Source organism: Promicromonospora sp. AC04, from assembly GCF_003058225.1.
Classification (GTDB): Bacteria; Actinomycetota; Actinomycetes; order Actinomycetales; family Cellulomonadaceae; genus Promicromonospora.
The window spans coordinates 218,455-242,626 of sequence record NZ_QBUG01000001.1 but is presented as its reverse complement, the minus strand read 5'-3'; the positions used below and the strand labels follow the sequence as shown (position 1 = coordinate 242,626).

Genomic DNA, 24,172 nt, shown 5'->3' with positions numbered 1-24,172 from the left:
ATGACTTGGCACCTGCCGCTCGTCCCCGCGGGCGAGCCCGGTGCCGAGCTGACCGCCGGGCAGGACGGGGCGACGATTCGTCGCTCCGTCCTGCCCGGCGGTGTCCGTGTACTCACCGAGCACATGCCGGGCCAGCGCTCGGCGACGGTGGGTGCGTGGATCGGCGTCGGCTCGCGGGACGAGACAGACGGACACTTCGGCTCTACGCACTTCCTGGAGCACCTGCTCTTCAAGGGGACCGCCCGGCGGTCCGCGATGGACATCGCCGAGGCGTTCGACGCCGTCGGCGGTGAGGCGAACGCGGCCACCGGCAAGGAGCACACCTGCTACTACGCGCGGGTGCTGGACTCCGACCTGCCGATGGCGGTCGACGTCATCTCCGACATGGTCACGTCGGCGCGCCTGGACACCGACGAGCTCGAGACCGAGCGCGGCGTCATCCTCGAAGAGCTCGCGATGAACGACGACGACCCGACCGACGTCGTGCACGAGCAGTTCTCCGCCGTCGTCCTGGGCGACCACGCGCTGGGCCGCCCCATCGGCGGCACGCCCGAGACGATCAACGCCGTCCCGCGCGACGCCGTCTGGGACCACTACCGCTGGAACTACCGGCCGGAGACCCTCGTGGTCACGGCCGCGGGCGGGATCGACCACGACAAGCTCGTGCAGCAGGTCACCCAGGCGCTGTCGGACGGCGGCTGGGAGCTCGACGCCGCGACCGCACCGCGCGACCGCCGGGCCACCGACGAGGACCGGGCCGGCGTGCCCGAAGCGGGTGTGGAGCTGACCGTCAAGCGGCCGGTCGAGCAGGCCAACATCATCGTGGGCTCAACGGGCATCTCTGCCACTGACGACCGGCGCTTCGCGCTGTCGGTGCTGAACGCCGTGCTGGGCGGCGGCATGTCGTCGCGGTTGTTCCAGGAGATCCGCGAGAAGCGGGGCCTGGCGTACTCCACGTACTCGTTCGCGTCCGCCCACGGCGGCCTCGGCACGTTCGGCCTGTACGCGGGCTGTGCGGCCGCGAAGGCGGACCAGGTCACCGAGCTGCTCGTCGAGGAGCTCGAGAAGCTCGCGAACGACGGCATCACCGAGGCCGAGCTCAAGCGCTCCGTGGGCCAGCTCTCCGGCGGCACGGTGCTCGGGCTGGAGGACTCCGGGTCACGGATGAGCCGCCTGGGCAAGGCCGAGCTCGTGTACGGCGACCTGCTGTCGCTGGCCGAGTCGCTGGAGCGCATCCAGGCGGTCACGTCCGCGGAGGTCCAGGCCCTGGCCCAGGACCTGGCCGCCCGCCCCCGCTCGGTGGTCCGCGTAGGCCCGTTCGACAACTGAACCGCACCGCTGAGTGCGGGATCTTCGCCCTTCTGGCACACGAAAAAGGGCGAAGATCCAGCACTCACCGAGGAACTAGGGTGTAGATCGTGAGTGACATCAAGGTGGCCGTGCTCGGCGCCACCGGGCGCATGGGCACGCAGGCCTGCGCCGCGGTCGAGGCTGCCGACGGGCTCCAGCTCGTCGCCCGGCTCGGGCGCGGCGACGCCGTCTCCGCCGAGACCCTCGCCGGGGCCGACGTCGCCGTGGACTTCACCGTCCCGGCCGTCACCGAGGCCAACGTGCACGCCGTGCTCGACGCCGGCGCGCACGCCGTGGTCGGCACCACGGGCTGGGACGACGGCGCCCGCGCCCGCGTCTCGGCGCACCTCGCCGAGCTGTCGCCCCGGGGGCAGGGCGGCAAGAAGTCGCTCGGCGTGCTCATCGCCCCGAACTTCGGGCTCTCGGCGGTGCTCGCGATGACCTTCGCCGCGAAGGCCGCACGGTACTTCGAGTCCGCTGAGGTCATCGAGCTGCACCACCCGAACAAGGTGGACGCGCCGTCGGGCACCGCGCGGCACACCGCCGCGGCGATCGCCTCGGCGCGCGCCGAGGCCGGGCGCGGGCCTTCGCCCGATGCCACCGAGGTGGGCTGGGAGGCTCGCGGGGCCGACGTCGACGGCGTGCGCGTGCACGCCGTGCGGCTGCGCGGGCTCGTGGCACACGAGGAGATCCTGTTCGGCAACGAGGGGGAGCAGCTCGTGATCCGGCAGGACTCGTTCGACCGGGCCTCGTTCATGCCGGGTGTGCTGCTCGCGATCCGCTCCGTGGTGTCCCGCCCCGGGCTGACCGTCGGCCTCGAGCACGTGCTGGACCTGTCGTGAGCGAGCCGCGGGCCGACGGCGCCGACCACCCGGGCGAGCGCCAGCCCGGCAGCCCGGGCGAGCGTCAGCCCGACCGTTCGAAGGACCTTCCGGGCGAGCCTCCGGCGTCGGGCCGGAAGCTGCCCAAGGGCCTGCCCGGCGCGCTGGCCGTGACCGCCCTCCTCGCGCTGTACGTCTGGCAGATCGCCGGGCGCGGCATCGCGATGGCGCGCACCGGCGAGCCGGTGCTCATCGCCATCGGTCTGGCCGTCCTGATCATCCCGCTGCTGGTCATCGGGCTGATCGTGCGGGAGTACCGGCTGGCGGCGACCGTGCAGATCATGGCCGACACGCTGTTCGCCGAGGGCGACCTCCCTGTGGATGACCTGCCGCGGTCGCCCGGCGGCCGCATCGACCGGTCCGCGGCGGACGAGGCGTTCGAGCCGCGCCGGGCCGCGGTCGAGGCCGCCCCCGAGGACTGGCGCGCCTGGTATCACCTGGCGTTCGCCTACGATGCCGCGGGCGACCGCCGCCGCGCCCGCGAGGCACTGCGCAAGGCCGCCGCGCTCAGCCGGTCCGCGCGACGACGGCCCACGCGGTCGCCGTGACGTCGAACGGCCCGTCGGGGAGCAGCCGCCGGCAGCGCTCCTCGAGTGCCCGCCGGGAGTCCGGCTCCAGACCGGCCACATAGTCGCCGGGCGGTCCGACGAGGAGCGTGTACGGGTGCCACCACTCGTCGAAGCCGGTGTATGACGACACGACGGTGAGCTCGGCGGACCTGAGGGTGGTCAGACCGGCCGCCCGGAACAGCTCGGCAAGGTGTCCCTCGCGGGCACCCGCCGGGTCCGACTCGTCGGTCGCGGCGGGGTCGAGATCCCGGACGGCCCCCCAGAACACCGACTGCGGCGCCCGGCCGCCGTGGAAATCCCAGATGTTCGCGGCGACCTGGCCGCCCGGCCTGGTCACCCGCGCCATCTCCTGGAGGCCCGCGACCGGGTCGCTCATGAAGTGCACCACGAGCTGTGCCGCCGAGAGATCTACGCTGTCGTCGTCGAAGGGCAGGTTCTCGGCGGTTCCCAGGCGCACGTCGGCACCCGCACAGCGCGCACGGACGGCCTCGATGAACGACGTCGACGGATCGACCGCGGCGACCGCATGGGCGCCGAGCCTGGCGACCAGCCGCTCGGTCAGGGCGCCCGGGCCGCACCCGACGTCGAGCGCTCGCTGACCGGGCCGTATGCCGACCAGCTCGGCGAACTGGTCCGCCAGTGGCTCCGCGTACCTGCCCATGAACTGCGCGTAAGCGCCGGCGGCGACGTCGAAGGCCATGGGACGACGGTAGACCTGCCCGCGTGACGCCGCGCGAGGTCCCGTGGGTGCTCCGGTCCGGAACCGCTCCGCCCGAGCATCGGCCTCGCGTCAGGCGTGCCCGGACGTCGGGACTGCGTCCGCGTCCGGGTGTGTCGGCACCCAGCGCACCGCCACCAGCACGAGCCCGACGACGAGCAGCACCGACGTGAGCATGAACGGGTAGGTGCGGTCGATCCCGGAGAGCCAGCCGGAGATCCAGCCGAACGGCGCCGCCGCGAGCATGATGCACGTGCGCTGGAGCGCCATCACGCGCGAGCGCTCGGCCTCGTCCACGTGCAGTGCGACGAGCGACTCCGAGAGCATGAACAGCATGCCCGCACCGAAGCTGTCCAGCAGCAGGCACAGGCCGAGGAACGCGTACGTCGTCGCCGTCGCGGCGCCGTCGGACGCGGGGATCGCGACCAGCACCACCTGCCCGGCGAGGTGGACCCCGAACCCCCAGAACGTGGCGCGCCTGAGGTCGACGGCGGTGGTCAGGAGCGGGATGAGCGTGAAGAAGAAGACCACCGACAGCACCGAGCGGACCATCGGGAAGAACGGCAGCAGCGCGTCCGGCACGTGCAGGTGCTGGCTGACCACCACCTGCCAGAACGTGCCGTTGACGAGCGTGACCGCCGCCGTCAGTGCGGCGATGGCCAGCGCGAGGAGCGACCCGCGCGAGCGCAGCAGCAGCCCGAGCGCGCCGCGGTACCCCGCCAGCAGGTGCCAGACACTCTGCCCGCGGGTGGCGGCCATGCGGACGCGGCCCTGCCGGGTCTCCCTCGACCACAGGTAGAGCCAGACGATCTTCGCCGTCATCACGACCGCGGCGTTGACGTACAGGATGCGGACCGCGGGCTCCAGCCCGAGCTGGGCGACCAGGATGGCGGCCAGCGGCGCGAACAGGGCGGAGCAGTCGGCCGCGACCTTGACCAGGGAGTAGATCTTGGTGATCTGGCCCCGCTCGGCGTCCTCGACCATGAGGCAGTCCCACGAGTTCTGCGTGACCTGCAGGGCGCCGTTGACCAGTGACGCCGCGAGGAAGAACCAGAAGTTCTCCGCGAACGCCCACAGCAGGCACGGGATCACCCAGGCGATCACGTCGAACCATGCGGTCGTGGCGCGCCGGCCGAGGCGGTCGGTGATGATCCCGCCGGCCAGCCCGAAGCCGACCTGGGAGATCATGGCGATCGTCGCGAGGAACCCGATCTGCTCGTCGTGCAGGCCCAGGGCCAGCATGAACACCGACGCGTACGGCAGCACCAGGGCCATGGACAGCCCCCACAGCGGCTCCGTCCACACGCAGGCGCGAGGGTTGCCACGGAGCTCGACAAAGGTCCGCCAGAGCGGGCTGCGGGTGCGGGTCACCGGGAAAGTGAAGCACCTCCGCGACCCGGTCGCGCCACTTTTTGCCGGTGCTCGCAATCAGTCCGTGAGGCTCGTCCAGCAGTACAGGGCGTGCCCCTGGTCGGCCGCGCGGGCGGCGAGGGCCGCGAGCGGCAGCAGGGCCGCCGCGAGGTTGCGCGGGGGAGCTGTGGGCGTCGCGGTGTCGGACCACTTGCGCGCCGCCTCGGCGAGGCGGGTCGGGCCGGCGGAGGCGAGGTCGTCGACCAGGATCTGCGAGACCGTGACGATCCACGGGCCCTCGTCGCCCCCGCTGCACACGAGCGTCCCGTGCCGCGGGTGCGCCGTGACCTCCCCGTACGGCCTCCCGGACAGCACGCCCGCGAGCCCGCCGAGCATGACGAACGGGTCGACGGAGGGCACCTCCACCGCGTCGAAGCGTGGCAGGTCGGTGTGCTGGTCGGGCTCGGACGGCCCGCCGAGCGTGTGGAGCGCCGTCGCGGCCACCTCATCGGTGGGAGCGGCGAAGTACTCCGTGCGAATCCCCATGACGTGATGGTCGCAAGACCGTGTCACGGGACTGTCACACGGGCGTGAAACCTGGAGTTCGCCTGCCGAACACGGCGGGCCGCCGCGTTACGCGCCGGTATCAGATCTGGGCGGACCAGCGGTGCTCGACGACCTCGCGGACGCCCGTCGCGAGCGTGCGGCTGCGGCCGTCCTCGCCGAGCCCGCTGGCCTTCAGGAACGCGGCGCGCGCCGAGTCGTCGACCAGCGCCCACGTGGTGACGGTGTCGGAACCGTCCGCGCGGAGGCGGTCGACGGCGGCCGCCAGCAGGCGCGACCCGTGTCCGCCGCGCTGCGACCCGGGCAGGACCTCGAGCGACAGCACCTGACCGGGCGCGACTGCGGCAAACCCGACGACCTTGGGCCCGTCGAGCGCGACCAGCACGGCGAAGCCCGGGCCGGGCGGCGAGCTGATCGCAGAGGACCAGCGATCCCGCATCGCGGGCACGTCGAGCGCGTCGACGACGCCCTCGCCCAGGACGCCGGTCGCGCGCCAGGAGGCGACCTGCACGTCGGTCACGGCGGACTCGTCGCCGGCGACGGCGGGGCGGACGGAAACGTCAGCGGTCTCGCGAAACAGGGCCACCCGACAACCCTAACGGCACGGTGCCGGGTCAGCCCCAGCCAAGGGCGCGGAGGCCTGCGGCCGTGCCTGCCGCCAGCACCACGACCACGATGAACGGCGCCCGCAGCGCCAGCGCGAGGGCCGCGACCGCCAGGGCGGGCACGCGCGCGTCCACGGTGAGCGTGCGGCCGTCGGCGAAGCCCTGGACCACCACGAGCGACACGAGCAGCGCCACCGTCACGAGCGTGGTGACGCGCGAGACGCGCTCGGACGCGAGCCAGGACCGCGGGATCAGGTGCCCGCCGAGCTTGAGCGCGAAGCAGGCCAGCGACGCGACCAGCACGGTGGTCCAGAGGGCTGCGGTCGTCATCGGACGGGCTCCCGGTCGGTCTCGTTCCCGAGTTCTTCGGCAGGTTCGTCAGCAGGTTCGACGGCGAGCTCGTCGGCGGGTTCGTCAGTCGAGGCGACGGCGGACGACGTCGGCGCGACCAGCCCCACGACTATCGCGACGGCGGCCGCCGCGAGCACCGGGATGCCCGGCGGGACGAACGGGATCAGCACGGCGGTGGCCGCGACGGCGAGCCCCGCCACGAGCTGGGCGCGCCGCGGCGCGAGCCGGGGCCAGACGAGGGCGAGGAACGCGGCGGCCGCGGCGGCGTCGAGCCCCCAGGCTCGCGGGTCGCCGAGCGCGTCGCCGGCGAGCGCGCCGAGCAGCACGAAGGCGTTCCAGAGCACGAAGACGCCGATCCCGGTGACCCAGAACCCCACGCGGGCCGCGGCCGGTTCGGGCTGGGCGACAGCGACCGCAGTCGACTCGTCGATCGTCACCTGCGCGGCGGCGAGTCGGCGCCAGCCGCGCACCTGGAGCAGCGGCGAGACCACTGCGCCGTACAGCGTGTTGCGCAGGCCGAGCAGGGTGGCGGTGGCGATCGCCGCGACGGGCGTTCCCGCAGCGCCGATGACGCCGATCAGGGCGAACTGCGAGCCGCCGGAGAACATGAGCAGGCTCAGGGCCATCGTCGGGCCGAGGCCGACACCCGCCGCGACCGACAGGGCGCCGAACGAGATGCCGTACAGGCCGGTCGCCACCGCGACGCTCACGCCCTGGCGGGCGGCGGCGCGGGCCGCCGGGTCGGTGGGGAGGACGTTCACGCCGTGAGGCTACGTGGTCACTGGCCCGGTCCGGCGCGCCGCCCGAGGGCCGGACGGGCGGGGCGGCTCGTCCGGGCGGCTCACTCGGGCAGGCCGGACGGGCGGCTCACCCAGGCGGGCCGGACACGGGCAGGGCGCTCACCCGGGCCGCGCCCGGAACCGGGCTAAAGCGCCACGTACACGGTCTCCTGGTATTCCTCCATGCCCGCCTCGGCGCCCTCGCGGCCCAGGCCGGAGGCCTTGACGCCGCCGAACGGCGCGCTCGCGTCGGACACCAGGCCGCGGTTGATGCCGATCATCCCGGCCTCGATCTCGTCCATCGCGCGCTGGGCCCGGGCGAGCGAGGTCGTGTACGCGTAGGCGGCCAGGCCGAACGGGGTGCCGTTGGCCAGCTCGTACGCCTCGTCGTCGGACCCGAAGGCCACTATCGGGGCGACCGGGCCGAAGATCTCCTCGGTCACGACCCGCGCGTCGCTGCTGACGCCGGTGAGCACCGTGGGCTCGAAGAAGTGGCCGGGGCCGTCGAGGCGCGCGCCCCCGGTGAGGACCTGGGCGCCGTGCGCGACGGCGTCGTCCACCAGGCCGGACACCCGCTCCACCGCCGCCTCGTTGATGAGGGGGCCCACCCGGGTGCCGGGTTGCGTGCCGGGGCCGGTGGGCAGCTCGCCCACCGCGTCGGCGAACTTCTCCGCGAAGATGCGCGCGACGGCGTCGTGCACCAGGAAGCGGTTGGCCGCCACGCAGGACTGGCCGGAGTTGCGCAGCTTCGCGATCAGCGCGCCCTGGACGGCGGCGTCGATGTCGGCGTCCTCGAACACGACGAACGGTGCGTTGCCGCCCAGCTCCATCGAGGCGCGCAGCACGTTCTTCGAGGCCTGGGCCAGCAGGATCTGGCCCACGCGGGTGGAGCCGGTGAACGAGACCTTGCGCAGACGCGGGTCGTCGAACAGCGGCCCGGTGACCGGGCCCGCCTGCGTGGTCGGGACCACGTTGACGATGCCCTTCGGCAGGCCGCGCGCCTCGGCCTCGGAGCGGATGATCTCCGCGACCAGGAGGGTGGTCATGGGGGTGAGCTCGGCCGGCTTGACCACCACCGTGCACCCGGCGGCGAGCGCAGGGGCGATCTTGCGGGTCGCCATGGCGATGGGGAAGTTCCAGGGCGTGATCAGCAGGGACGGCCCCACGGGCCGACGGCTCACGTACTGCTTGTTGCCGCCCGACGGCGCCGTGCGCACCAGGCCGTCGGCGCGTACCGCCTGCTCGGCGAACCAGCGCAGGAACTCGGCGCCGTAGACGACCTCGGCGCGCGCCTCGGCCAGGGGCTTGCCGGCCTCCGCGGTGATGAGCGCGGCGATGTCGTCGGCGCGGGCGACGAGGCGGGCGAAGACGGCCCGCAGCAGCTCGGAGCGCTCGCGCGGCGGCACGGCGCGCCAGGCGGGGGCGGCGGCGTGCGCGGCGTCGAGGGCGCGTACGGCGTCGGCGGGCGTGGCGTCGGAGACGTCGAAGATGGGCTCGGCGGTAGCCGGGTCGGTGACCTCGAACGTGGCGCGGTCCGCCGCGGGACCCCAGTGCCCGTCGACGAGAATGCCGGTGGGCAGGTGCGCCACGAGTGCGGGGGAGAGCGTCGTCGCCGTCATAGTCCGAGTATCCACGCAGGCGCAAGCGCGTCCGCGCCCGTCGCGCAACCGAGTATCGTCTGGCGCACGCCAACGAGACGGGGGATCACCATGACCGCGACTGCCGACCTGTACGACGAGCACGGCGAGGCGCTGGCCTCGCTCCCCGTGCAGCTACGCGACTTCGGCGGGATCCGTGCTTTCTCGGGTCTCGTGCGCACCGTGCGGTGCCACGAGGACAACGGCATCGTCAAGGCGGTGACGCAGACGCCCGGCGACGGCGCGGTCCTGGTGGTCGACGGCGGCGGCTCGCTGCGCAGCGCCCTGATGGGCGACCTCATCGCTGCCGCCGCGATCGAGAACGGCTGGGCCGGCGCGATCATCTACGGCGCGATCCGCGACTCGGTGGCGCTCGGCGGGCTGCAGCTCGGCGTGAAGGCGCTGGGCACCAATCCGCGCAAGTCGTCGAAGGCGGGCGCCGGCGTGATGGACGAGGCCGTCGAGATCGGCGGCGTCGTCTTCCGGCCGGGCGCCACCGTGTACGCGGACGAGGACGGCGTGCTGGTGGAGCGGTGAACCCGGTATCGGGGCGGTAAACGGTACGGTAGGACCCATGGTTCTTCCCACTGTTCCCGCGCGCCCGTTCGGCGCGGTCCTGACTGCGATGGTCACCCCGATGACGCCCGACGGCGCCGTGGACCTGAAGGCAGCGGTGAAGCTGGCGAAGAAGCTGGTCGACGACGGCAACGACGGCCTCGTCCTGTCCGGCACCACCGGCGAGTCCCCGGTGACGCACGCCCCCGAGAAGGCGGAGCTCGTCACCGCGGTCGTCGAGGCCGTGGGCGACCGCGCGGCGGTCCTTGCGGGCGCCGGGTCGAACGACACCGTGCACGCGATCCGCATGGCCGAGCAGGCCGCGGAGTCCGGCGCGGACGGCCTGCTCGTCGTCTCCCCCTACTACTCGCGGCCCAGCCAGGAGGGCCTGTACCAGCACATCACCGCCGTCGCCGACGCCACGGACCTCCCGGTGATGCTGTACGACGTTCCGGGCCGCACGGCGGTGCGCATCGCGCCGGAGACGTACCTGCGCCTCGCGCAGCACCCCCGGATCATCGCGAACAAGGACGCGACCGGCGACGTCTACGGCGGCGGAAAGCTCGCCGCGAGCACCGGCCTGGCCTGGTACTCCGGCGACGACGGGCTGCTGCTGCCGTTCCTGAGCGTCGGCGGTGCGGGTATCGTGTCCGTGTCGGCCCACGTGGTCGGCGCACACTTCGCGGAGACGGTCCGCCGGTTCGACGCCGGCGACATCGCCGGAGCGATCGAGGTCTACCGCACCACCACCGGCGTCATCGACGCGATGAACGGCGCGGGCGCCCAGGCCGTGATGGCCAAGGCGGCGCTCGAGATCCTCGGCGTCACGGACAACCGGTTCCTGCGTCTGCCGAACGTCGCGGCGTCGGACGACGAGGTAGTCGCCCTGCGCGCGGTGCTGGCGGAGGCCGGCCTGCTGCGCGGCGACGACACCGCGCACCTTCCCGAGGTGAGCGAGCTCGCGGAGGCGAGCTCCGCCGTCGGGCACTGAAACTTTTCTGTTGGAACGAGGCCTTGGAGGCCACGTGAGTCATCCTCACCCTGAACTGTCCCTACCCCCTGCGCTGCCCGAAGGCGGCCTGCGAGTGGTCGCCCTCGGCGGCCTGGGCGAGGTGGGACGCAACATGGCAGTACTGGAGCACGCCGGAAGGCTGCTCATCATCGACTGCGGCGTCCTCTTCCCCGAGGACAACCAGCCCGGCGTGGACCTGATCCTGCCGGACTTCGACTACATCAAGGACCGTCTCGACGACATCGAGGCGATAGTCCTGACGCACGGCCACGAGGACCACATCGGTGCCGTGCCGTACCTGCTGCGGCTCCGTCAGGACATCCCGCTGGTCGGCTCGCGCCTGACGCTCGCGTTCATCGAGGCGAAGCTCAAGGAGCACCGCATCAAGCCCTACACCCTCGAGGTGAAGGAAGGGCAGCGCGAGAAGCTCGGCATCTTCGACTGCGAGTTCGTCGCGGTCAACCACTCCATCCCGGACGCGCTCGCCGTGGCGGTCACGACCGCCGCGGGCACCGTGCTGCACACCGGTGACTTCAAGATGGACCAGCTGCCGCTCGACGGCCGCATCACCGACCTGCGCGCCTTCGCCCGCCTCGGCGAGAAGGGCGTGGACCTCTTCATGGTGGACTCCACCAACGCCGAGGTGCCCGGCTTCGTGACGCCCGAGGCCGAGATCGGGCCGGTGCTCGACAACGTCTTCGCGCACGCGGACAAGCGGATCATCGTCGCGTCCTTCTCGTCGCACGTGCACCGCGTGCAGCAGGTGCTGCGCGCCGCGCACGCCCACGGTCGCCGCGTCGCGCTCGTGGGGCGCTCCATGGTGCGCAACATGGGCATCGCCGCCGACCTCGGCTACCTCGACGTGCCGCCGGGCGTGCTGATCGACCTGAAGAAGGCCGACTCGCTGCCCGACGACCAGATCGTCTACATGTCGACCGGCTCGCAGGGCGAGCCCATGGCCGCGCTGTCGCGCATGGCCAACGGCGACCACAAGGTGCAGGTCGAGTTCGGCGACACCGTGATCCTCGCGTCGTCGCTGATCCCCGGCAACGAGAACGCCGTGTTCCGCATCATCAACGGACTCACCCGCCTCGGCGCGCGCGTCGTGCACGGCGGCAACGCCAAGGTGCACGTCTCCGGGCACGCCTCGGCCGGCGAGCTCACGTACTGCTACAACATCCTCAAGCCCAAGAACGTCATGCCGGTGCACGGCGAGGTGCGCCACCTCGTGGCCAACGGGGCGCTCGCGGTCCGGACCGGCGTGCCGGCCGACCGGGTGGTGCTCGCCGAGGACGGCGTGGTGGTCGACCTGGTGGACGGCAAGGCCTCAGTGGTCGGCGCCGTGCCGTGCGGGTACGTGTACGTCGACGGGTCGTCGGTCGGCGAGATCACCGACGCCGAGCTCAAGGACCGTGTGGTCCTCGGGCAGGAGGGCTTCGTGTCCGTCTTTGCGGTCATCGACACGGCCACGGGCAAGGTGCTCGCGCCGCCGCAGGTGCTCGCGCGGGGCATGGCCGAGGACGCCTCGGTGTTCGACAAGGTGATGCCGGAGGTCACCGCGGCGCTGGAGAACGCGATCGCGGGCGGGGCCACGGACACTCACCAGCTGCAGCAGATCATGCGCCGCACCATCGGGCGCTACGTGGCGACGCGGCTGCGCCGCAAGCCGATGATCGTGCCGGTGGTCGTGGAGGCGTAACCGACGCCGGGTTGCCCAGGCAGGGTGGCCCTCGCACACGAGGACGGGGTGGTGTCCCTGATCGAACCGGTCAGGGACACCACCCCGTCCTCACATGACCGGACACCACTCACGGCGGCATCGCCGGGTGGCGAATCCAACACACTGCACGCCATCGTCCGCGTGTCGCGTGCAGTGTGTAGGGGTGGGACGCTCGACGCCTGGTGAACCGGCGGAACGTGGCGTAGGCAGCGAGCGGATCAGCCGCTGCCTAAATCACCCGCCATTTGGTGAAACCCGGTCGTCTTGCACGGCTAGCGTTCGGGTGTTCCCCAGCATGGAGAGGCACCGCCGATGACGCAGTCCCACGATCCGTTCGCCCCGCCCGCCGGATCGACGCCGACCGCCGCGCCGCCCACCCCGCAGTACACGTACGGTGCACCGCTGTACACGGTGCCGCCGCTGAAGGCTCACGCGGGACTCGGAGTAGCCAGCATCGTTCTCGCCGTGACCTGGACTGTCGTGCAGGTGACTCAGACGGCGCTCGCGCCGCAGGCCGCGGACGCCTTCGCAGACGCGGCGGACCTCGGGCTGAGCCCCATTGAGTCAGCGTTCACCGCTTACGACATGGTTGGCACGCTCGTCTTGCCGGTCGCTCTCGCCGCGTACGCCGTCTCCGGTCTGTGGTTGTACAAGAGCAGGATGTCGGCCCAGGGCGCGAACCCGTCCTTCGTCCACGAGCGAGGGAAGGTCTGGGCCTGGCTCGGGTGGGCGGTCCCGGTCGTCAACCTGTGGTTCCCGTACCAGGTAGTCCGCGACGTGCGACGAGCGACGTCTCCTCGGCCGGCCACCGGGATCGGCTGGTGGTGGGCCGCGTGGCTGGTCGGTTACTTCGTCGGAGAATCGGCAGACAAGACCTCGTCGCGCACCTCGGCGGGCCTGACCGAGCTGGCGTCGAACGTCGTGGTGCCGCTCGAGGTCGTGTCGAGCATCGGCATGGTCGTCGCACTGGTGCTGTGGGTTCGCATCGTTCGCGAGGTCACCGCCTGGCAGCGGGAGCGCCTCCTCGTGCAGGATGGCGCGAACTCGGACTGAGGTACACGTCGACTGAGGTACATGTCTCCGCGCGGGCAGCGTGCAGCCGCTCAGTTTGCCGGGTCGAGGCCGTCTACCCCCGCAGGCCGCCGGCATCGGGTCCGGCGGGACAGCACTCGGAGGACGAGATGGCGCAGGAGACGGAGTTCGACACGGCTGCCGCGGTGACGCGGTCGATGCTCGGCTGGGGTGTGGTCGCGGGGCCGTTCTACCTGGTCGTCGGGTTGGTCCTGGCGCTCACCCGGGAGGGGTTCGACTTCACGCGGCACCCGCTCAGCGTGCTCATGCTGGGTGAGGGTGGCTGGATGCAGATCACCAACCTGGCCCTGAGCGGCGTGATGGTGCTGGTGGCGGGCATCGGCATGGTTCGCGCGGGAGCCCGCGGCACGGGGATCGGAGTCGGGATCTACGGCGCGGCGATGGTCGCGAGCGCGATCTTCCCGCCCGACCCGATGCCCGGGTTCCCGCCCGGTCAGGACGGTGCGACGACCCCGGGGATCTCCGGCATCCTGCACCTCGCGTTCGGGGGCATCGGGTTCATCGCGTTCGCGGTGGCGGCGTTCCTGCTCGGCGGGTGGCTCACCCGGCAGGGCGAGCGCGGGCGCGCGGCCTGGTCACGGGTCGCGGGCGTCGTGATCCTCGTGGGATTTATCGGGGGCGCCGCCCTGGGGCCCGCCGGGATGGGCGGCCTGTGGCTGGCGGTAGTGGTCGGGTTCGCCTGGCTGCTGCTCGCGTCGATCAGGCTGTACCGGGCGGTGCCGCACCCGGTCGTGGCGCGCCGCTGACCGAGAACCGACGACGGCGACCCCGAGCCGTTTGTTGTGGGCGTGATCGTTACGACCACTTGCCCGTCTTAGGCGCAACGATCACGCCCACAACAGAGGCAGAGGCGGGGGGTCAGGCGGTTACCTGGTCGCGGATCCAGCCCGCGTGGCCGCTGAAGGCGCTGAGCTCGTCGTCGCCCTCGATCTTCGCCTCCACGGCCAGGACGAGCTCCAGCCCGCGGGCCGTGCTGCCCGCCTCGACCGCCAGCTCGGCGGCCAGGAGGGCGCTGCGACACCAGCGCGCCACGTCGTCGGACTCCCGCAGGAGCGACTCGGCGCGGCTCGCCAGCTCGCACGCCTCCTCCAGGGCGCCGTCGTAGAGCCCACGGAAGCGGCCGGTCTCCAGGTCCTCCTCGGCGATGACGTGGGCATGCTGGCCGAGCGTCTCCGGCAGCTCCACCCGCAGCTCCGCGAGCTCGTCGGGTTCGGTCGCATCGGCGAGCGCGGCCTCGCACGCGCGGGTGGCTCCGGTCATGATCCGGCTCGCCTCGGCGGCGTCGCGGTTCCGGACGGCCCACGCCCACGCCCTGGTGGCGCGGATCTGGCGCGGCGCGTCGCCGACCTCGGCCCACAGGTCTGCGGCCCGCTCGTACGCCAGCTCTGCCGACACCTTCTCGCCGGCCTTGTCCAGGGCCTCCGCGGCGAGGTTGGCGAGCACCGCATGGTCGGTCTGCTCCGGCCAGTGCTGCGCGATCTGCGCGGCGGCGAGCCACTGCTTGGCGGCCTCCGCGGGCTCGTGCCTCGCCGTCGCGCAGTCGCCGAGCCACCAGCGGACCTGCACCAGAGTGCCTTCGCCGTGCGCCTCGGGGGAGGGATCCAGGTCGGGCAGGGCCTGCTCCAGCACGGGCGCCGCCTCCGCGAACCTGCCGCCGGCCATCAGATGACCACCCAGCCGGGTCCGGGCTACCGCGGCCGAGCTCCGGTCGCCCAGGTCGGCCCAGGCCACCGCTTCGAACGCGTGGTGCACGGCACCGGGCAGGTCGTCGTCGGCGGCCAGGAGCTCGGAGAGCTGCAGGTGCGCGGCCGCGCGCCATCCAGGGGACGCGGCGTCGCCGGCGCGGTCGATTGCTTCCGAGATCGCCGACCGCATTCCCGCCAGAACCTCGGCCTCCCTGGCACTGCTGTACCCGTCGAGCACCTCGCGGACGGTGGTGGGCATCTCGTCGGCGTCCGCCGCTTCGGTCTCGCCCGGCTGCCCGACGGCGGAGCCCGCCTCGGTCCGCAGGTCACCCTCGGCGCCGTCCTCGGTGCCACCCTCGGGAGCGGCCTCGGCCGCAGGCAGCACCGCGCGCAGGCCCAGCGGGAGCCGGTCCAGGAGCGGCGCGGCGTCCAGGCGGGCCCGGACTCGCTCGCTAACCGCCGTCGTGCCGTTGCGCGTGTCGAACCGGCCGGCCAGGGTGAGCGCTTCGGCTCGGGCGTGCCCGGCCAGCTCGGCGGCGGTCCACGTGCGGCCGGCCGGGCCGGTGACCGGGAGGTCGCCCCGGCCGAGCGCGACCAGCCGGTCCATGAGGAGCGCGGCCACCGCGTAGTAGCCCATGCGGGGCTCGGGCTCGCCGTCGGCCTGGAAGTAGGCGGGCGTGTCGGCGAGGAGCTCGAGCCCGCGCGCCTCGTTGCCCGTCAGTGCGCAGAACTCGATGTGCCTGGCCACCGACGGCATCAGGCTCTCCGAGCCCTTGACCATGGGGTAGCCGCGCATATGGTTCGTCCGGGCGTCGTCGAGCCGGCCGAGCCGCACCAGGGGGAGCAGCGAGCGTGCCAGCGTGCGATGCGGCTCCTCGGCGCAGGTCAGCCGGCCGTCGAGGACGGGTCCCCAGTGCTCGACCGCCTTCCTGTCGTCGCCGCCGTCGGAGTGGAACTCGCCCTGCCGGGCGGTCTCGCAGGCGTGGCAGTCCGCCATCTCGCCGCGCGCAGCGGCGAGCCAGCCGTCGAACGCCCGCCGCGCCCGCTCGGCGTCGCCCACATGGTCGGCGATGTAGAACTCGGACATCCGCACGGCCCGCTCGGTGTGTCCGGCCAGCCGGTAGCGGCGGTCCATCTCCAGGAGCCAGTTCTCGATGGCGGCCAGCGACACCTGGGGCAGGTCGAGCATGCCGGTCGTCATCCACTTGAAGTCCCAGAACAGGGAGCGGGTGCTGGACGGGTCGAAGACGCTCGGGTCCTGGTCCCACAACCGCAGCACGCGGGCGAACGGGACGAGCGCCTTGTGCCGGTCCGCGCTGAACTCGTAGGCGTTGATCAGGTGGAAGATGGCCCTGATCTCCGCCTGCGGCCCGATCTGCACCGCCTGGTCGAGGATGCTCTCGGCGGCGGCCGCCCTCGAGGTGCCGTGCGGGCGCTGGGTGTTCTCCCAGATCGCCACCTGGAGCGTCGCGAGGTTGATGATCTCGGTCATCGGTCGGTCTCCTGGGTGTTGTCAGGCCGGTCGTCGGGTGCCGCCGGGAGGGTGGGAGCGGCCCACTCCAGCAGCTCGCCGAACGCGCGGTTCACGAGCGCCTGGTCCACCGGCCGCAGGGGCCGCCGCGCCTGGAGCAGCGACTGCCCGTAGAGGGCCTCGACGGCGACGCCCGCCAGGTCGGCGTCGGGCAGCCCGGCGATGCGCCGCACCAGCGGGTTGAGGTGGTTCAGCACGAGCCGGGCGCGCGGCGCCTCGTCGCGCAGGGAGCCGAGGATGCCGGCCCAGAGGTCGTCGGCCTGGCCCTCGGCGTCGGCGCGGGCGCGCTCGTGCCGGGTGGAACGGTCGTCCAGGTGGACCGCCGCCAGGGACGCCGGATGGAACGCGCGCACCACGACGTCGCAGTCCAGCGGGTCGAGCCGCGCCCGGGCGGTCGCCAGGAACGGCGCGAGCTCCAGCTCGGCCGCCGGGTCCAGGTGATCGAGGTGCGCGGTCACCACCGACGCGTCGAGCTCCTCGACTGCGACGTCGGGCCGGGCCAGCGGGAGCGCCTCGACGAGCGCCGCGTCGTAGGTGTAGCCGCCGTTGACGACGGCCATGCCCTGCGCCGCGGCGATGGCCGAGACCTGCCGGAACTCGTCGACCGTGCGCGTGAAGTGCACGGTCCGGTGCCGCCGGGCGAGGTCGTCGAGCGTGAGCTCTCCCTCCGACGTCTCGAAGGGCAGCCAGGGCAGCATGGTGCGCAGGACGTCGTCGTCGTGCAGCGCGAGCGCCTTGACCCCCAGGTGATGCACGGCGAGGAAGCGCCGCAGGCGCTCCGGCGACGTGGTCGCGAGCTGCGCGAGCCAGTCGCGAACCCGGTCGCCGAGTGCCTCGCGGACCGCCGCGAGCGTCTCGTCCTCGTAGAGCTGTTCGCGGCTGGCCGTTGGCCGCAGGGAGTCGGTGTCCAGCACGCACCGCACGAAGAACGCCCAGTCGGGCAGCAGGGTCTCGGCGCGGTCGGTGAGCAGCATGCCCTTGAGGTGCACGCGGTGCCCGCCGCGCTGCGCCGGGCTGACGACGCCGGGCAGCACGTAGGCGACGCCGCGGATGCCGACCAGCGGCAGGTCCAGCTCGATCGAGTCGAGCGGCGCGAAGCCGAACGTGTCCTGACAGTAGGCGGACAGTGCGGTGGCCCGCGCCGTCGGGCTGGTGTGCTCGGCCTCCCACGGGGGCCGCCGGCCGGTGATCCGCTCGTCGCCCACGCGCACGTCGTAGGGCAGGAGCGCCCCGAAGCCGGCGGCGAGGTCGGCCACGGTGGACGCCTCGAACCACTGCTCGCTGCCGCGACGGGCCGTGAGGTGGACGGTCGTCCCCGGCTCGGGGTGCTCGGCCGGCTCCAGGGTGCGGACCGTGTAGGAGCCGTCACCGCGGGCGATCCACTCCACGGGCAGCGCATCGGACACGCGCGCCGAGCGGCTCACCACCCGGATGGTCTCGGCCACGACGAAACAGGCCAGCAGGCCGATGCCGAACTGGCCGAGGAACTCCTTGCGGGCCTCCTGGAGGCCGTCGCGCTTGGAGCTGCGCCCGATAGTGGCCAGGAGCTGGTGCACCTCGGGCTCGCTCAGGCCGATGCCCGAGTCGGTGACCCGCAGCGCCGAACCGGTGGCCCGGATGCGCACCGTGCCGGGAGCGCCGGGGTCGATGGCGCGCCGCGCGGTGATCGCGTCGATGCCGTTCTGGAGCAGCTCGCGCACGTAGACGCGCGGGCTCGCGTACAGGTGCTGGGACAACAGGTCGACCAACCCGCGGAGGTCGACCTGGAACGTGTGCGGTGATTCCGTCGAGGTCTCTTGCGTCGTCATGGTGGGCGAAATGCTAGTGGCGCACTCTGACACTCCCCAGCAAAGTGTGGCTCGTGCACGCGACCTCGACGAGGCGTCGCGGGTTCACCCACAACTGGTGGGTTCCGGACATTGCGGTGGTGAGTACGGTGGCTGGAACACCCCGGAGGCCATAGATGTCCTATCCGCGCAGTCCCAGGCACGCCGGCACCACCGGGCAGCACCGCGTGTTGCCCGGGGACGCCCGTCCACCGCACCGCCACCAGCCCCGCAAGCCCCTGCCCGAGCCGCCGGGCGGGCTGGCCGTCGCGGTCGTCGTGGTCGCGTGCTGCCTCCTCTTCGTCGAGCTGGTCGAGCTGGCGATCCTGTTCGTCGCCGCGAGCCGCGGCGAGGCCGGGGGCGCCTTCGGTGCGGGTGGGTTCGACCCCAACGGCGTCGCCCTGACGGGCCTGTTCCTGGTCGCCGCCTACCTCGTCGTCTGCTCCTGGCTGCAGGCCGGCCGCAAGTTCGCCGAGGCAGCGAACCCCGCCGCGACGTTCGCGCACGGTGCGGTCTGGACGTGGCTCGGCTGGTGGGTGCCGGTCGTCTTCCTCTGGTTCCCGCACGACGTGGTCCGGGACCTCCGGAACGCCGTGGTACCCGACGGCGACCGCCGGGCCCACCTCGGCTGGTGGTGGGTCCTCTGGCTGCTGGCGGGTGTGCGCATCTACACCCCGGCCTCGGGCGACGTCCAGGTGATCACCCGGTCCGTGGCCGCGATCGCGCTGGTGTTCGCGTTCGTGCAGTGGGTCCGGATCGTCCGCGAGATCACGAGGGCCCAGGAGAAGCTCTCCGGGCTCGGCTGAGAGCCCCGCCGACGGGGAAGTAGCCTGCCCCCATGACCACTCCCGCACCGTCGTCGCGCCCGCCGCGGGCGGAGCTGCACCTGCACATCGAGGGCACGCTGGAACCGGACCTGGCGTTCGAGCTGGCGGCCCGCAACGGCGTCGGGCTGCCGTATCCCGACCCGGCGAGCCTGCGCGCCGCCTACGAGTTCGAGGACCTGCAGTCGTTCCTCGACCTGTACTCCGCGAACATGGCGGTGCTCCGCACGGAGGCCGACTTCGCCGACCTGACCCGCGCCTACCTCACGCGGGCCGCCCGGGCCGGGGTGCGGCACGCGGAGATCAGCTTCGACCCGCAGGCCCACCTCGTCCGCGGAGTGCCGCTCGAGGCGGTCGTCGGCGGCATCGCCGGCGTCCTGGAGCGCAGCGAGGCCGACCACGGCATCTCGACCCTGCTCATCGCCGCGTTCCACCGCGACCGGGACCCTGCCGACGCCCTCGACGTCCTGGAGCGGCTGCTCGCGATGCGCGCGCCGATAGCAGGAGTGGGGCTGGACAACGCGGAGGTCGGCAACCCGGCGGCGCCCTTCGCGGACGTCTACGCGCGCGCCGAGGCGGCCGGCCTGCGGCGCACCGCGCACGCGGGGGAGGAGGGCCCGGCCGCGAACATCCGGGACGCGCTCGACCTCCTGCACGCCGAGCGGATCGACCACGGCATCGCCGTCGTCCAGGACCCAGACCTCGTCGCGCGCGTCGTGGCGCAGCAGATCCCGTTCACGCTCTGCCCCGTGTCGAACGTACGGCTGCGCGCGGTCCCGGCCCTGGCCGAGCACCCGCTGCCCGCGATGATCGAGGCGGGCATGCTCGTCAGCATCAACTCCGACGACCCGCCGTACTTCGGCGCCTACGTGGACGACGTCGACGACGCCGTCACCGCGGCCCTCGGCCTCACCCGCGACCAGCGGGCGGCGCTCGCGGCGGCGTCGTTCCGCGGGTCGTTCCTGCCCCCGGAGCGGGTCGCTGGGTACCTGGCCGACGTCGAGGCCTGGCGCGCGGCAGGCGCCTGAGCCGGGATCCACCTCGCCCAGCGTCAGTGGCTGAGCAGGGCGGACGCCACCGTCCGCGCGGCCTGATCGAACGCGGCCTCTCGCGCGTCCTGGTCGCCGGGCAGCAGCCCCGCGAGCTCGAGCGACACCAGCCCGTGCACCAGCCCCCACAGCCCGACGGCGGCGCTCTGCACATGCTCGTCCGGCGCGCCGTCGAGCGCCCGGGCGACGGCGTCGTGCAGCACGCGGAACGTAGGGCGGTCGACGGCGGAGGCCGGCTCGCCGTCCGTGGGTGACACGCCGCGGTAGAACATGACGCGGTAGAAGTGCGGGTCCGCCAGGGCGAACGTCCGGTAGGCGCGGCCCAGGTCGCGCAGGTCCGTCGCCGGGTCGTCGCTCTGCCCGACGGCGCCGAGGTGCTCCGCGAACCGGCGGAACCCCTCGTCGCTGACCGCCTCGACCAGCGCCTCGCGCGAGCCGAACAGCGCGTAGACCGCCGACGCGCTGGTCCCGGCCTCGGCGGCGACCTTGCGCACGGTGACGGCGCCCTCGCCGTCGGACGAGATCACCTGGGAGGTGACCTCGAGGAGGCGGGTGCGCAGGGCGTCGTCGTGCAGTCTCGGTCGGGCCATGCCGTGAGTGTAGAAGTCTTGACGCGAGTTTGCGAACAGTGTTTGATAACACTGTTACGAAACCACGGACGATCAAGCCGCAGGAGGACGTCGTGCTCGAGCTCTCGGACCCGGCCCGCATCACCGCGGGCATAGTGCTGCTGACCGTTGTGGGGATCGAGTCCGGCGGGCTCTTCCTGCTCAAGGTCTTCGGCGGCCGGATGGCGACGACCGACCTGCAGAAGAGCTTCTACCGGGCGGGCCACGCCCACGCGGGTGTGCTGGTGATCCTGGGCCTGCTCTGCGTGCTGCTGGCGGAGGCGACGAACCTGACCGGGTTCGCGCACTGGCTCGCCGCCACCGGCGTGCTGTGGGCGGCGATCCTGATGCCGGCGGGATTCTTCTTCTCCGCCATGGGGGAGGGGCGCACCACCCCTGGCCGCGCGGTCGTGCTGCTTCCGGTCGGCGCGGTGGCCCTTGGCGCGGGAGTGGTGATGCTGGCGATCGGGCTGCTCATGGCGTGAGCAGACTGAAGATCGGATTTTCAGTCTGGGCGCGCAAAGCGACAAACCGGACAACGGCCCGGTCCAGGACACACCGCGAGGGGTCCTGGGCCGGGCCGTCGTCGCCGGATACGGTGGCGACATCATGGCGACCCGCACGTCGGCCCGGCGAGGTTCCGGGAAGAGCTCCGGGCAGGGCGCGAAGAGCGCCAAGCCCAGGGCCGCAGCGTCGAAGCGATCGACTCAGCGCCGGGGGGCTACCCGCCCGGCGCCGAAGGGTGCGTCCGCACCGTCCCGTCCGCCTTGGCCGGTCCGGGCGATCCGCGGGCTGTGGATGGGCATGGCGCACGCCGTCGGCGGCGCCACCCGCGCGGCCGGGCCGCGGTCGGTGCCGGACTCGTCGGACGGGGGCGTGCAGGGCGTGGAGCAGCAGGGAGGGCAGGAACTGGAACCGGACCACCGGCGCGACGGCGTCGGCTTCGCACTTCTCGCCGTGGCGGTGATCGTCGCGGCGCGCGAGTGGTGGGGAATCGACGGCCCCTTCGGCGACGGCGTGCACGCGGTGGTCGCGGGCACGCTCGGCGTCGCGGGCGTGGCCCTGCCCGTGCTGCTCATGTGGCTCGCCTTCCGCGTCATGCGGCACCCGGAGCGCACCCAGCAGAACGGCCGCGTGGCGATCGGGCTCAGCTTCCTGGTCGTGGCCACGTGCTCGCTGGTGCACATCAGCGCCGGCCTGCCCTCGCCCGCGGACGGCTTCACCCCGGTGCAGGACGCCGGTGGTGTGATCGGCTTTCTCTTCGCTACCCCGGTCGTCACCGGGCTGACCCAGTGGTTCGCGATCCCGCTGTACGTGCTGGCCGGGTTCTTCGGCATCCTCATCGTCACGGCCACACCGGTGCACCGGATCCCCGCGCGCCTGCGCGGCCTGTACGACCGGCTCACCGGCAACCACCGCGAGCCCGTCGCGACCACCGAGGACGGGCTCGCCCTGGCCGACGGCGTCTCGGCGCACGACGGCACGCCGGAGACCAAGCGCCGCAAGCGTCGCACCAAGCAGGAGATCGCCGCCGAGAAGGAGCGTCTGGCCGGGTTCGTGGGCGACGAGGCCTTCGAGAAGGCCGCCGAGGTGGAGGCCGCGGAGCGCGCGGCGAAGGCCGGCAAGCTGACCACGCAGCGCATCCCGACGAGCGAGTCCGCCGGCAAGGTGACGGGCGCCCCCGCCATCGGTCCCGGTGTGCTCGCGCCGAACGGCGAGCGGACGCCGTCGGGCAAGGACGACGGGCCCAAGCCGCCGCGCGCCGGCGAGCCGATCCCGCGGGGCGTGCAGCCCATGCTGGAGGGTGACACGGTCTACCTGCTCCCCGACGAGGACGTGCTCGTGCAGGGGCCGCCGCACAAGGCCCGCTCGGCCGCGAACGACCGGGTCGTCGAGTCGCTGACGGGCGTGTTCGAGCAGTTCGGCGTCGACGCGAAGGTCACCGGCTTCAGCCGCGGTCCCACGGTGACGCGGTACGAGGTCGAGGTGGGCGCCAAGACCAAGGTCGAGCGCATCACCTCGCTGTCCAACAACATCGCGTATGCGGTGGCGAGCGCGGACGTGCGCATCCTGTCGCCCATCCCGGGCAAGTCGGCGATCGGCATCGAGATCCCGAACTCCGACCGCGAGACCGTCGTGCTGGGCGACGTGCTGCGCTCCGGCGCGGCGCGGCGCACCGAGCACCCGATGGTGATGGGCGTGGGCAAGGACGTCGAGGGCGGCTACGTGGTGGCGAACCTCGCGAAGATGCCGCACATCCTCGTGGCCGGCGCCACCGGCGCCGGCAAGTCGAGCTTCATCAACTCGATGATCACCTCGATCCTGATGCGGTCCACGCCGGAGCAGGTGCGCCTCATCCTGGTGGACCCCAAGCGCGTCGAGCTCACGATCTACGAGGGCATCCCCCACCTGATCACGCCGATCATCACCAGCCCCAAGAAGGCCGCCGAGGCCCTCGACTGGGTGGTGCGCGAGATGGATGCCCGGTACGACGACCTGGCGATGTTCGGCTACAAGCACATCGACGACTTCAACGCCGCCGTCCGGGCCGGCAAGGTCAAGCCGCAGCCGGGCTCCGAGCGCAAGATCGCGCCCTACCCGTACCTGCTCGTGGTGGTCGACGAGCTCGCGGACCTCATGATGGTCGCCCCGCGCGACGTCGAGGCCTCGATCCAGCGCATCACGCAGCTCGCGCGTGCCGCCGGCATCCACCTGGTGCTGGCCACCCAGCGCCCGTCGGTCGACGTCGTGACCGGCCTCATCAAGGCGAACGTGCCCTCCCGGCTCGCCTTCGCGACGTCGTCGGTCACCGACTCTCGCGTCGTGCTCGACCAGCCGGGCGCCGAGAAGCTCATCGGCCAGGGTGACGCGCTGTTCCTGCCCATGGGCGCGGCCAAGCCGATGCGTGTCCAGGGCGCGTGGGTCACCGAGTCCGAGGTGCACCAGGTCGTCGAGCACGTGAAGAGCCAGCTCAAGCCCGTCTACCGTGCGGACGTCGCCGCGCCGGCGGCGGCCAGGAAGCAGGTCGACGAGGACATCGGCGACGACCTCGACCTGCTGCTGCAGGCCACCGAGCTCGTGGTCACCACCCAGTTCGGGTCCACCTCCATGCTGCAGCGCAAGCTCCGCGTGGGCTTCGCCAAGGCGGGGCGGCTCATGGACCTCCTGGAGTCGCGGGAGATCGTGGGGCCCTCGGAGGGCTCCAAGGCGCGCGACGTGCTCGTGGCCGCCGACGACCTGCCCTCCGCGCTCGCGCTCATCCGCGGCGAGCAGCCCGCCCAGGTCTTCGACCAGGCGGCGCCCGACGACGACGGCGCGGACTCCGGGGCGTCGTACGACGGCGACGACCAGTACGCCGAGGGCACGGACGGCCACATGCCGCCCGTCGCCACGGACTACCACGACGACGCCGAGGCCGTGCGCTGACCCGTCGGACTTCTCGCACGTTGCCGGACGCTCAGGCCAC

At 72.7% G+C, this 24,172-nt stretch carries 22 protein-coding genes; 12 read left to right on the top strand and 10 right to left on the bottom strand.

All coding sequences use genetic code 11. From position 1 onward, the window contains the following. The 3 genes from C8K30_RS01010 (at position 1) to C8K30_RS01000 (ending at position 2,779) form a co-directional block, all read left to right on the top strand. The gene (locus C8K30_RS01010) at positions 1 to 1,329 is read left to right on the top strand and encodes a pitrilysin family protein (RefSeq protein WP_108491038.1); all 1,329 of its coding nucleotides are present in this window, start codon (positions 1 to 3) and stop codon (positions 1,327 to 1,329) included. Between the two features lie 89 nt (positions 1,330 to 1,418). Next, on the top strand, positions 1,419 to 2,192 hold the full coding sequence (gene dapB / locus C8K30_RS01005) for a 4-hydroxy-tetrahydrodipicolinate reductase (RefSeq protein WP_108491037.1): 774 nt from the start codon (positions 1,419 to 1,421) through the stop codon (positions 2,190 to 2,192). Positions 2,193 to 2,311: 119 nt separating this feature from the next. After that, a complete protein-coding gene (locus tag C8K30_RS01000) occupies positions 2,312 to 2,779 on the top strand; it encodes a hypothetical protein (protein WP_108491837.1) in 468 nt (155 codons plus the stop codon). On the opposite strand, the gene C8K30_RS00995 is transcribed toward C8K30_RS01000, so the two are convergent. The 7 genes from C8K30_RS00995 to C8K30_RS00965 form a co-directional block, all read right to left on the bottom strand. Then, positions 2,739 to 3,500, bottom strand: coding sequence for a class I SAM-dependent methyltransferase (locus C8K30_RS00995; RefSeq protein ID WP_108491036.1), 762 nt, complete (start codon positions 3,498 to 3,500; stop codon positions 2,739 to 2,741). The genes C8K30_RS01000 and C8K30_RS00995 overlap by 41 nt on opposite strands. Before the next feature lie 90 nt (positions 3,501 to 3,590). Beyond that, a complete protein-coding gene (locus C8K30_RS00990) occupies positions 3,591 to 4,889 on the bottom strand; it encodes an MFS transporter (protein WP_108491035.1) in 1,299 nt (432 codons plus the stop codon). A gap of 57 nt (positions 4,890 to 4,946) precedes the next feature. Continuing rightward, entirely contained in the window at positions 4,947 to 5,414 is a 468-nt protein-coding gene (locus tag C8K30_RS00985) for a hypothetical protein (RefSeq protein WP_108491034.1), read from the bottom strand. Positions 5,415 to 5,514: 100 nt separating this feature from the next. Continuing rightward, complete coding sequence (locus C8K30_RS00980; protein ID WP_108491033.1) at positions 5,515 to 6,018, bottom strand: GNAT family N-acetyltransferase; 504 nt, start codon at positions 6,016 to 6,018, stop codon at positions 5,515 to 5,517. A 28-nt stretch (positions 6,019 to 6,046) separates the two neighbouring features. Then, positions 6,047 to 6,367, bottom strand: a complete 321-nt coding sequence (locus C8K30_RS00975) for an AzlD domain-containing protein (protein WP_108491032.1) — start codon at positions 6,365 to 6,367, stop codon at positions 6,047 to 6,049. Continuing rightward, on the bottom strand, positions 6,364 to 7,149 hold the full coding sequence (locus C8K30_RS00970) for an AzlC family ABC transporter permease (protein ID WP_233256901.1): 786 nt from the start codon (positions 7,147 to 7,149) through the stop codon (positions 6,364 to 6,366). Before C8K30_RS00970 ends, C8K30_RS00975 begins: the two co-directional genes overlap by 4 nt. Before the next feature lie 164 nt (positions 7,150 to 7,313). Continuing rightward, positions 7,314 to 8,786 carry an NAD-dependent succinate-semialdehyde dehydrogenase gene (locus C8K30_RS00965; RefSeq protein ID WP_108491031.1) on the bottom strand — a complete coding sequence of 491 codons (1,473 nt, stop codon included), beginning with the start codon at positions 8,784 to 8,786 and terminating at the stop codon, positions 7,314 to 7,316. A 90-nt stretch (positions 8,787 to 8,876) separates the two neighbouring features. Between C8K30_RS00965 and rraA the strand changes: the two genes are divergently transcribed. The 5 genes from rraA (at position 8,877) to C8K30_RS00940 (ending at position 13,929) form a co-directional block, all read left to right on the top strand. Further along, the gene (rraA, locus tag C8K30_RS00960) at positions 8,877 to 9,341 is read left to right on the top strand and encodes a ribonuclease E activity regulator RraA (RefSeq protein WP_108491030.1); all 465 of its coding nucleotides are present in this window, start codon (positions 8,877 to 8,879) and stop codon (positions 9,339 to 9,341) included. Between the two features lie 37 nt (positions 9,342 to 9,378). Next, complete coding sequence (gene dapA / locus C8K30_RS00955) at positions 9,379 to 10,350, top strand: 4-hydroxy-tetrahydrodipicolinate synthase (protein ID WP_108491029.1); 972 nt, start codon at positions 9,379 to 9,381, stop codon at positions 10,348 to 10,350. Between the two features lie 34 nt (positions 10,351 to 10,384). Further along, complete coding sequence (locus C8K30_RS00950; RefSeq protein ID WP_108491028.1) at positions 10,385 to 12,070, top strand: ribonuclease J; 1,686 nt, start codon at positions 10,385 to 10,387, stop codon at positions 12,068 to 12,070. A 333-nt stretch (positions 12,071 to 12,403) separates the two neighbouring features. Next, positions 12,404 to 13,144 carry a DUF4328 domain-containing protein gene (locus tag C8K30_RS00945; protein WP_108491027.1) on the top strand — a complete coding sequence of 247 codons (741 nt, stop codon included), beginning with the start codon at positions 12,404 to 12,406 and terminating at the stop codon, positions 13,142 to 13,144. Positions 13,145 to 13,272: 128 nt separating this feature from the next. Continuing rightward, positions 13,273 to 13,929: a DUF998 domain-containing protein gene (locus C8K30_RS00940; RefSeq protein WP_108491026.1), complete on the top strand. Its 657-nt coding sequence runs from the start codon at positions 13,273 to 13,275 to the stop codon at positions 13,927 to 13,929. A 112-nt stretch (positions 13,930 to 14,041) separates the two neighbouring features. Here C8K30_RS00940 and C8K30_RS00935 read toward each other — a convergent pair whose 3' ends face one another. Both C8K30_RS00935 and C8K30_RS00930 read right to left on the bottom strand, forming a co-directional pair. Further along, positions 14,042 to 16,360, bottom strand: coding sequence for a hypothetical protein (locus C8K30_RS00935; RefSeq protein WP_108491025.1), 2,319 nt, complete (start codon positions 16,358 to 16,360; stop codon positions 14,042 to 14,044). Further along, positions 16,357 to 18,207 (bottom strand): HSP90 family protein, encoded by a 1,851-nt coding sequence (locus tag C8K30_RS00930; RefSeq protein WP_108491024.1) that lies wholly within the window; start codon positions 18,205 to 18,207, stop codon positions 16,357 to 16,359. Before C8K30_RS00930 ends, C8K30_RS00935 begins: the two co-directional genes overlap by 4 nt. Positions 18,208 to 18,362: 155 nt before the next feature. Between C8K30_RS00930 and C8K30_RS00925 the strand changes: the two genes are divergently transcribed. Continuing rightward, entirely contained in the window at positions 18,363 to 19,031 is a 669-nt protein-coding gene (locus C8K30_RS00925; RefSeq protein ID WP_108491023.1) for a DUF4328 domain-containing protein, read from the top strand. 32 nt (positions 19,032 to 19,063) lie between these two features. After that, on the top strand, positions 19,064 to 20,077 hold the full coding sequence (add, locus tag C8K30_RS00920) for an adenosine deaminase (RefSeq protein ID WP_108491022.1): 1,014 nt from the start codon (positions 19,064 to 19,066) through the stop codon (positions 20,075 to 20,077). Positions 20,078 to 20,100: 23 nt separating this feature from the next. Here the strand turns inward: add and C8K30_RS00915 are convergent, their stop codons facing one another. Continuing rightward, on the bottom strand, positions 20,101 to 20,688 hold the full coding sequence (locus tag C8K30_RS00915) for a TetR/AcrR family transcriptional regulator (RefSeq protein WP_108491021.1): 588 nt from the start codon (positions 20,686 to 20,688) through the stop codon (positions 20,101 to 20,103). Between the two features lie 92 nt (positions 20,689 to 20,780). On the opposite strand from C8K30_RS00915, the gene C8K30_RS00910 reads away from it, so the two are divergent. Together C8K30_RS00910 and C8K30_RS00905 are read left to right on the top strand one after the other, a co-directional pair. Beyond that, the gene (locus tag C8K30_RS00910; RefSeq protein WP_108491020.1) at positions 20,781 to 21,191 is read left to right on the top strand and encodes a hypothetical protein; all 411 of its coding nucleotides are present in this window, start codon (positions 20,781 to 20,783) and stop codon (positions 21,189 to 21,191) included. A 319-nt stretch (positions 21,192 to 21,510) separates the two neighbouring features. Next, positions 21,511 to 24,132 carry a DNA translocase FtsK gene (locus C8K30_RS00905; RefSeq protein WP_108491019.1) on the top strand — a complete coding sequence of 874 codons (2,622 nt, stop codon included), beginning with the start codon at positions 21,511 to 21,513 and terminating at the stop codon, positions 24,130 to 24,132. Positions 24,133 to 24,172 lie beyond the last annotated feature (40 nt).

Excerpts from the sequence above, each read along its gene's own strand:
- C8K30_RS01010 (WP_108491038.1), top strand. The coding sequence starts at position 1 with ATGACTTGGCACCTGCCGCTCGTCCCCGCGGGCGAGCCCGGTGCCGAG.
- C8K30_RS00995 (WP_108491036.1), bottom strand. The coding sequence starts at position 3,500 with ATGGCCTTCGACGTCGCCGCCGGCGCTTACGCGCAGTTCATGGGCAGG.
- C8K30_RS00985 (WP_108491034.1), bottom strand. The coding sequence starts at position 5,414 with ATGGGGATTCGCACGGAGTACTTCGCCGCTCCCACCGATGAGGTGGCC.
- C8K30_RS00975 (WP_108491032.1), bottom strand. The coding sequence starts at position 6,367 with ATGACGACCGCAGCCCTCTGGACCACCGTGCTGGTCGCGTCGCTGGCC.
- C8K30_RS00965 (WP_108491031.1), bottom strand. The coding sequence starts at position 8,786 with ATGACGGCGACGACGCTCTCCCCCGCACTCGTGGCGCACCTGCCCACC.
- rraA (WP_108491030.1), top strand. The coding sequence starts at position 8,877 with ATGACCGCGACTGCCGACCTGTACGACGAGCACGGCGAGGCGCTGGCC.
- dapA (WP_108491029.1), top strand. The coding sequence starts at position 9,379 with ATGGTTCTTCCCACTGTTCCCGCGCGCCCGTTCGGCGCGGTCCTGACT.
- C8K30_RS00945 (WP_108491027.1), top strand. The coding sequence starts at position 12,404 with ATGACGCAGTCCCACGATCCGTTCGCCCCGCCCGCCGGATCGACGCCG.
- C8K30_RS00940 (WP_108491026.1), top strand. The coding sequence starts at position 13,273 with ATGGCGCAGGAGACGGAGTTCGACACGGCTGCCGCGGTGACGCGGTCG.
- C8K30_RS00935 (WP_108491025.1), bottom strand. The coding sequence starts at position 16,360 with ATGACCGAGATCATCAACCTCGCGACGCTCCAGGTGGCGATCTGGGAG.
- C8K30_RS00930 (WP_108491024.1), bottom strand. The coding sequence starts at position 18,207 with ATGACGACGCAAGAGACCTCGACGGAATCACCGCACACGTTCCAGGTC.
- C8K30_RS00925 (WP_108491023.1), top strand. The coding sequence starts at position 18,363 with ATGTCCTATCCGCGCAGTCCCAGGCACGCCGGCACCACCGGGCAGCAC.
- add (WP_108491022.1), top strand. The coding sequence starts at position 19,064 with ATGACCACTCCCGCACCGTCGTCGCGCCCGCCGCGGGCGGAGCTGCAC.
- C8K30_RS00915 (WP_108491021.1), bottom strand. The coding sequence starts at position 20,688 with ATGGCCCGACCGAGACTGCACGACGACGCCCTGCGCACCCGCCTCCTC.
- C8K30_RS00905 (WP_108491019.1), top strand. The coding sequence starts at position 21,511 with ATGGCGCACGCCGTCGGCGGCGCCACCCGCGCGGCCGGGCCGCGGTCG.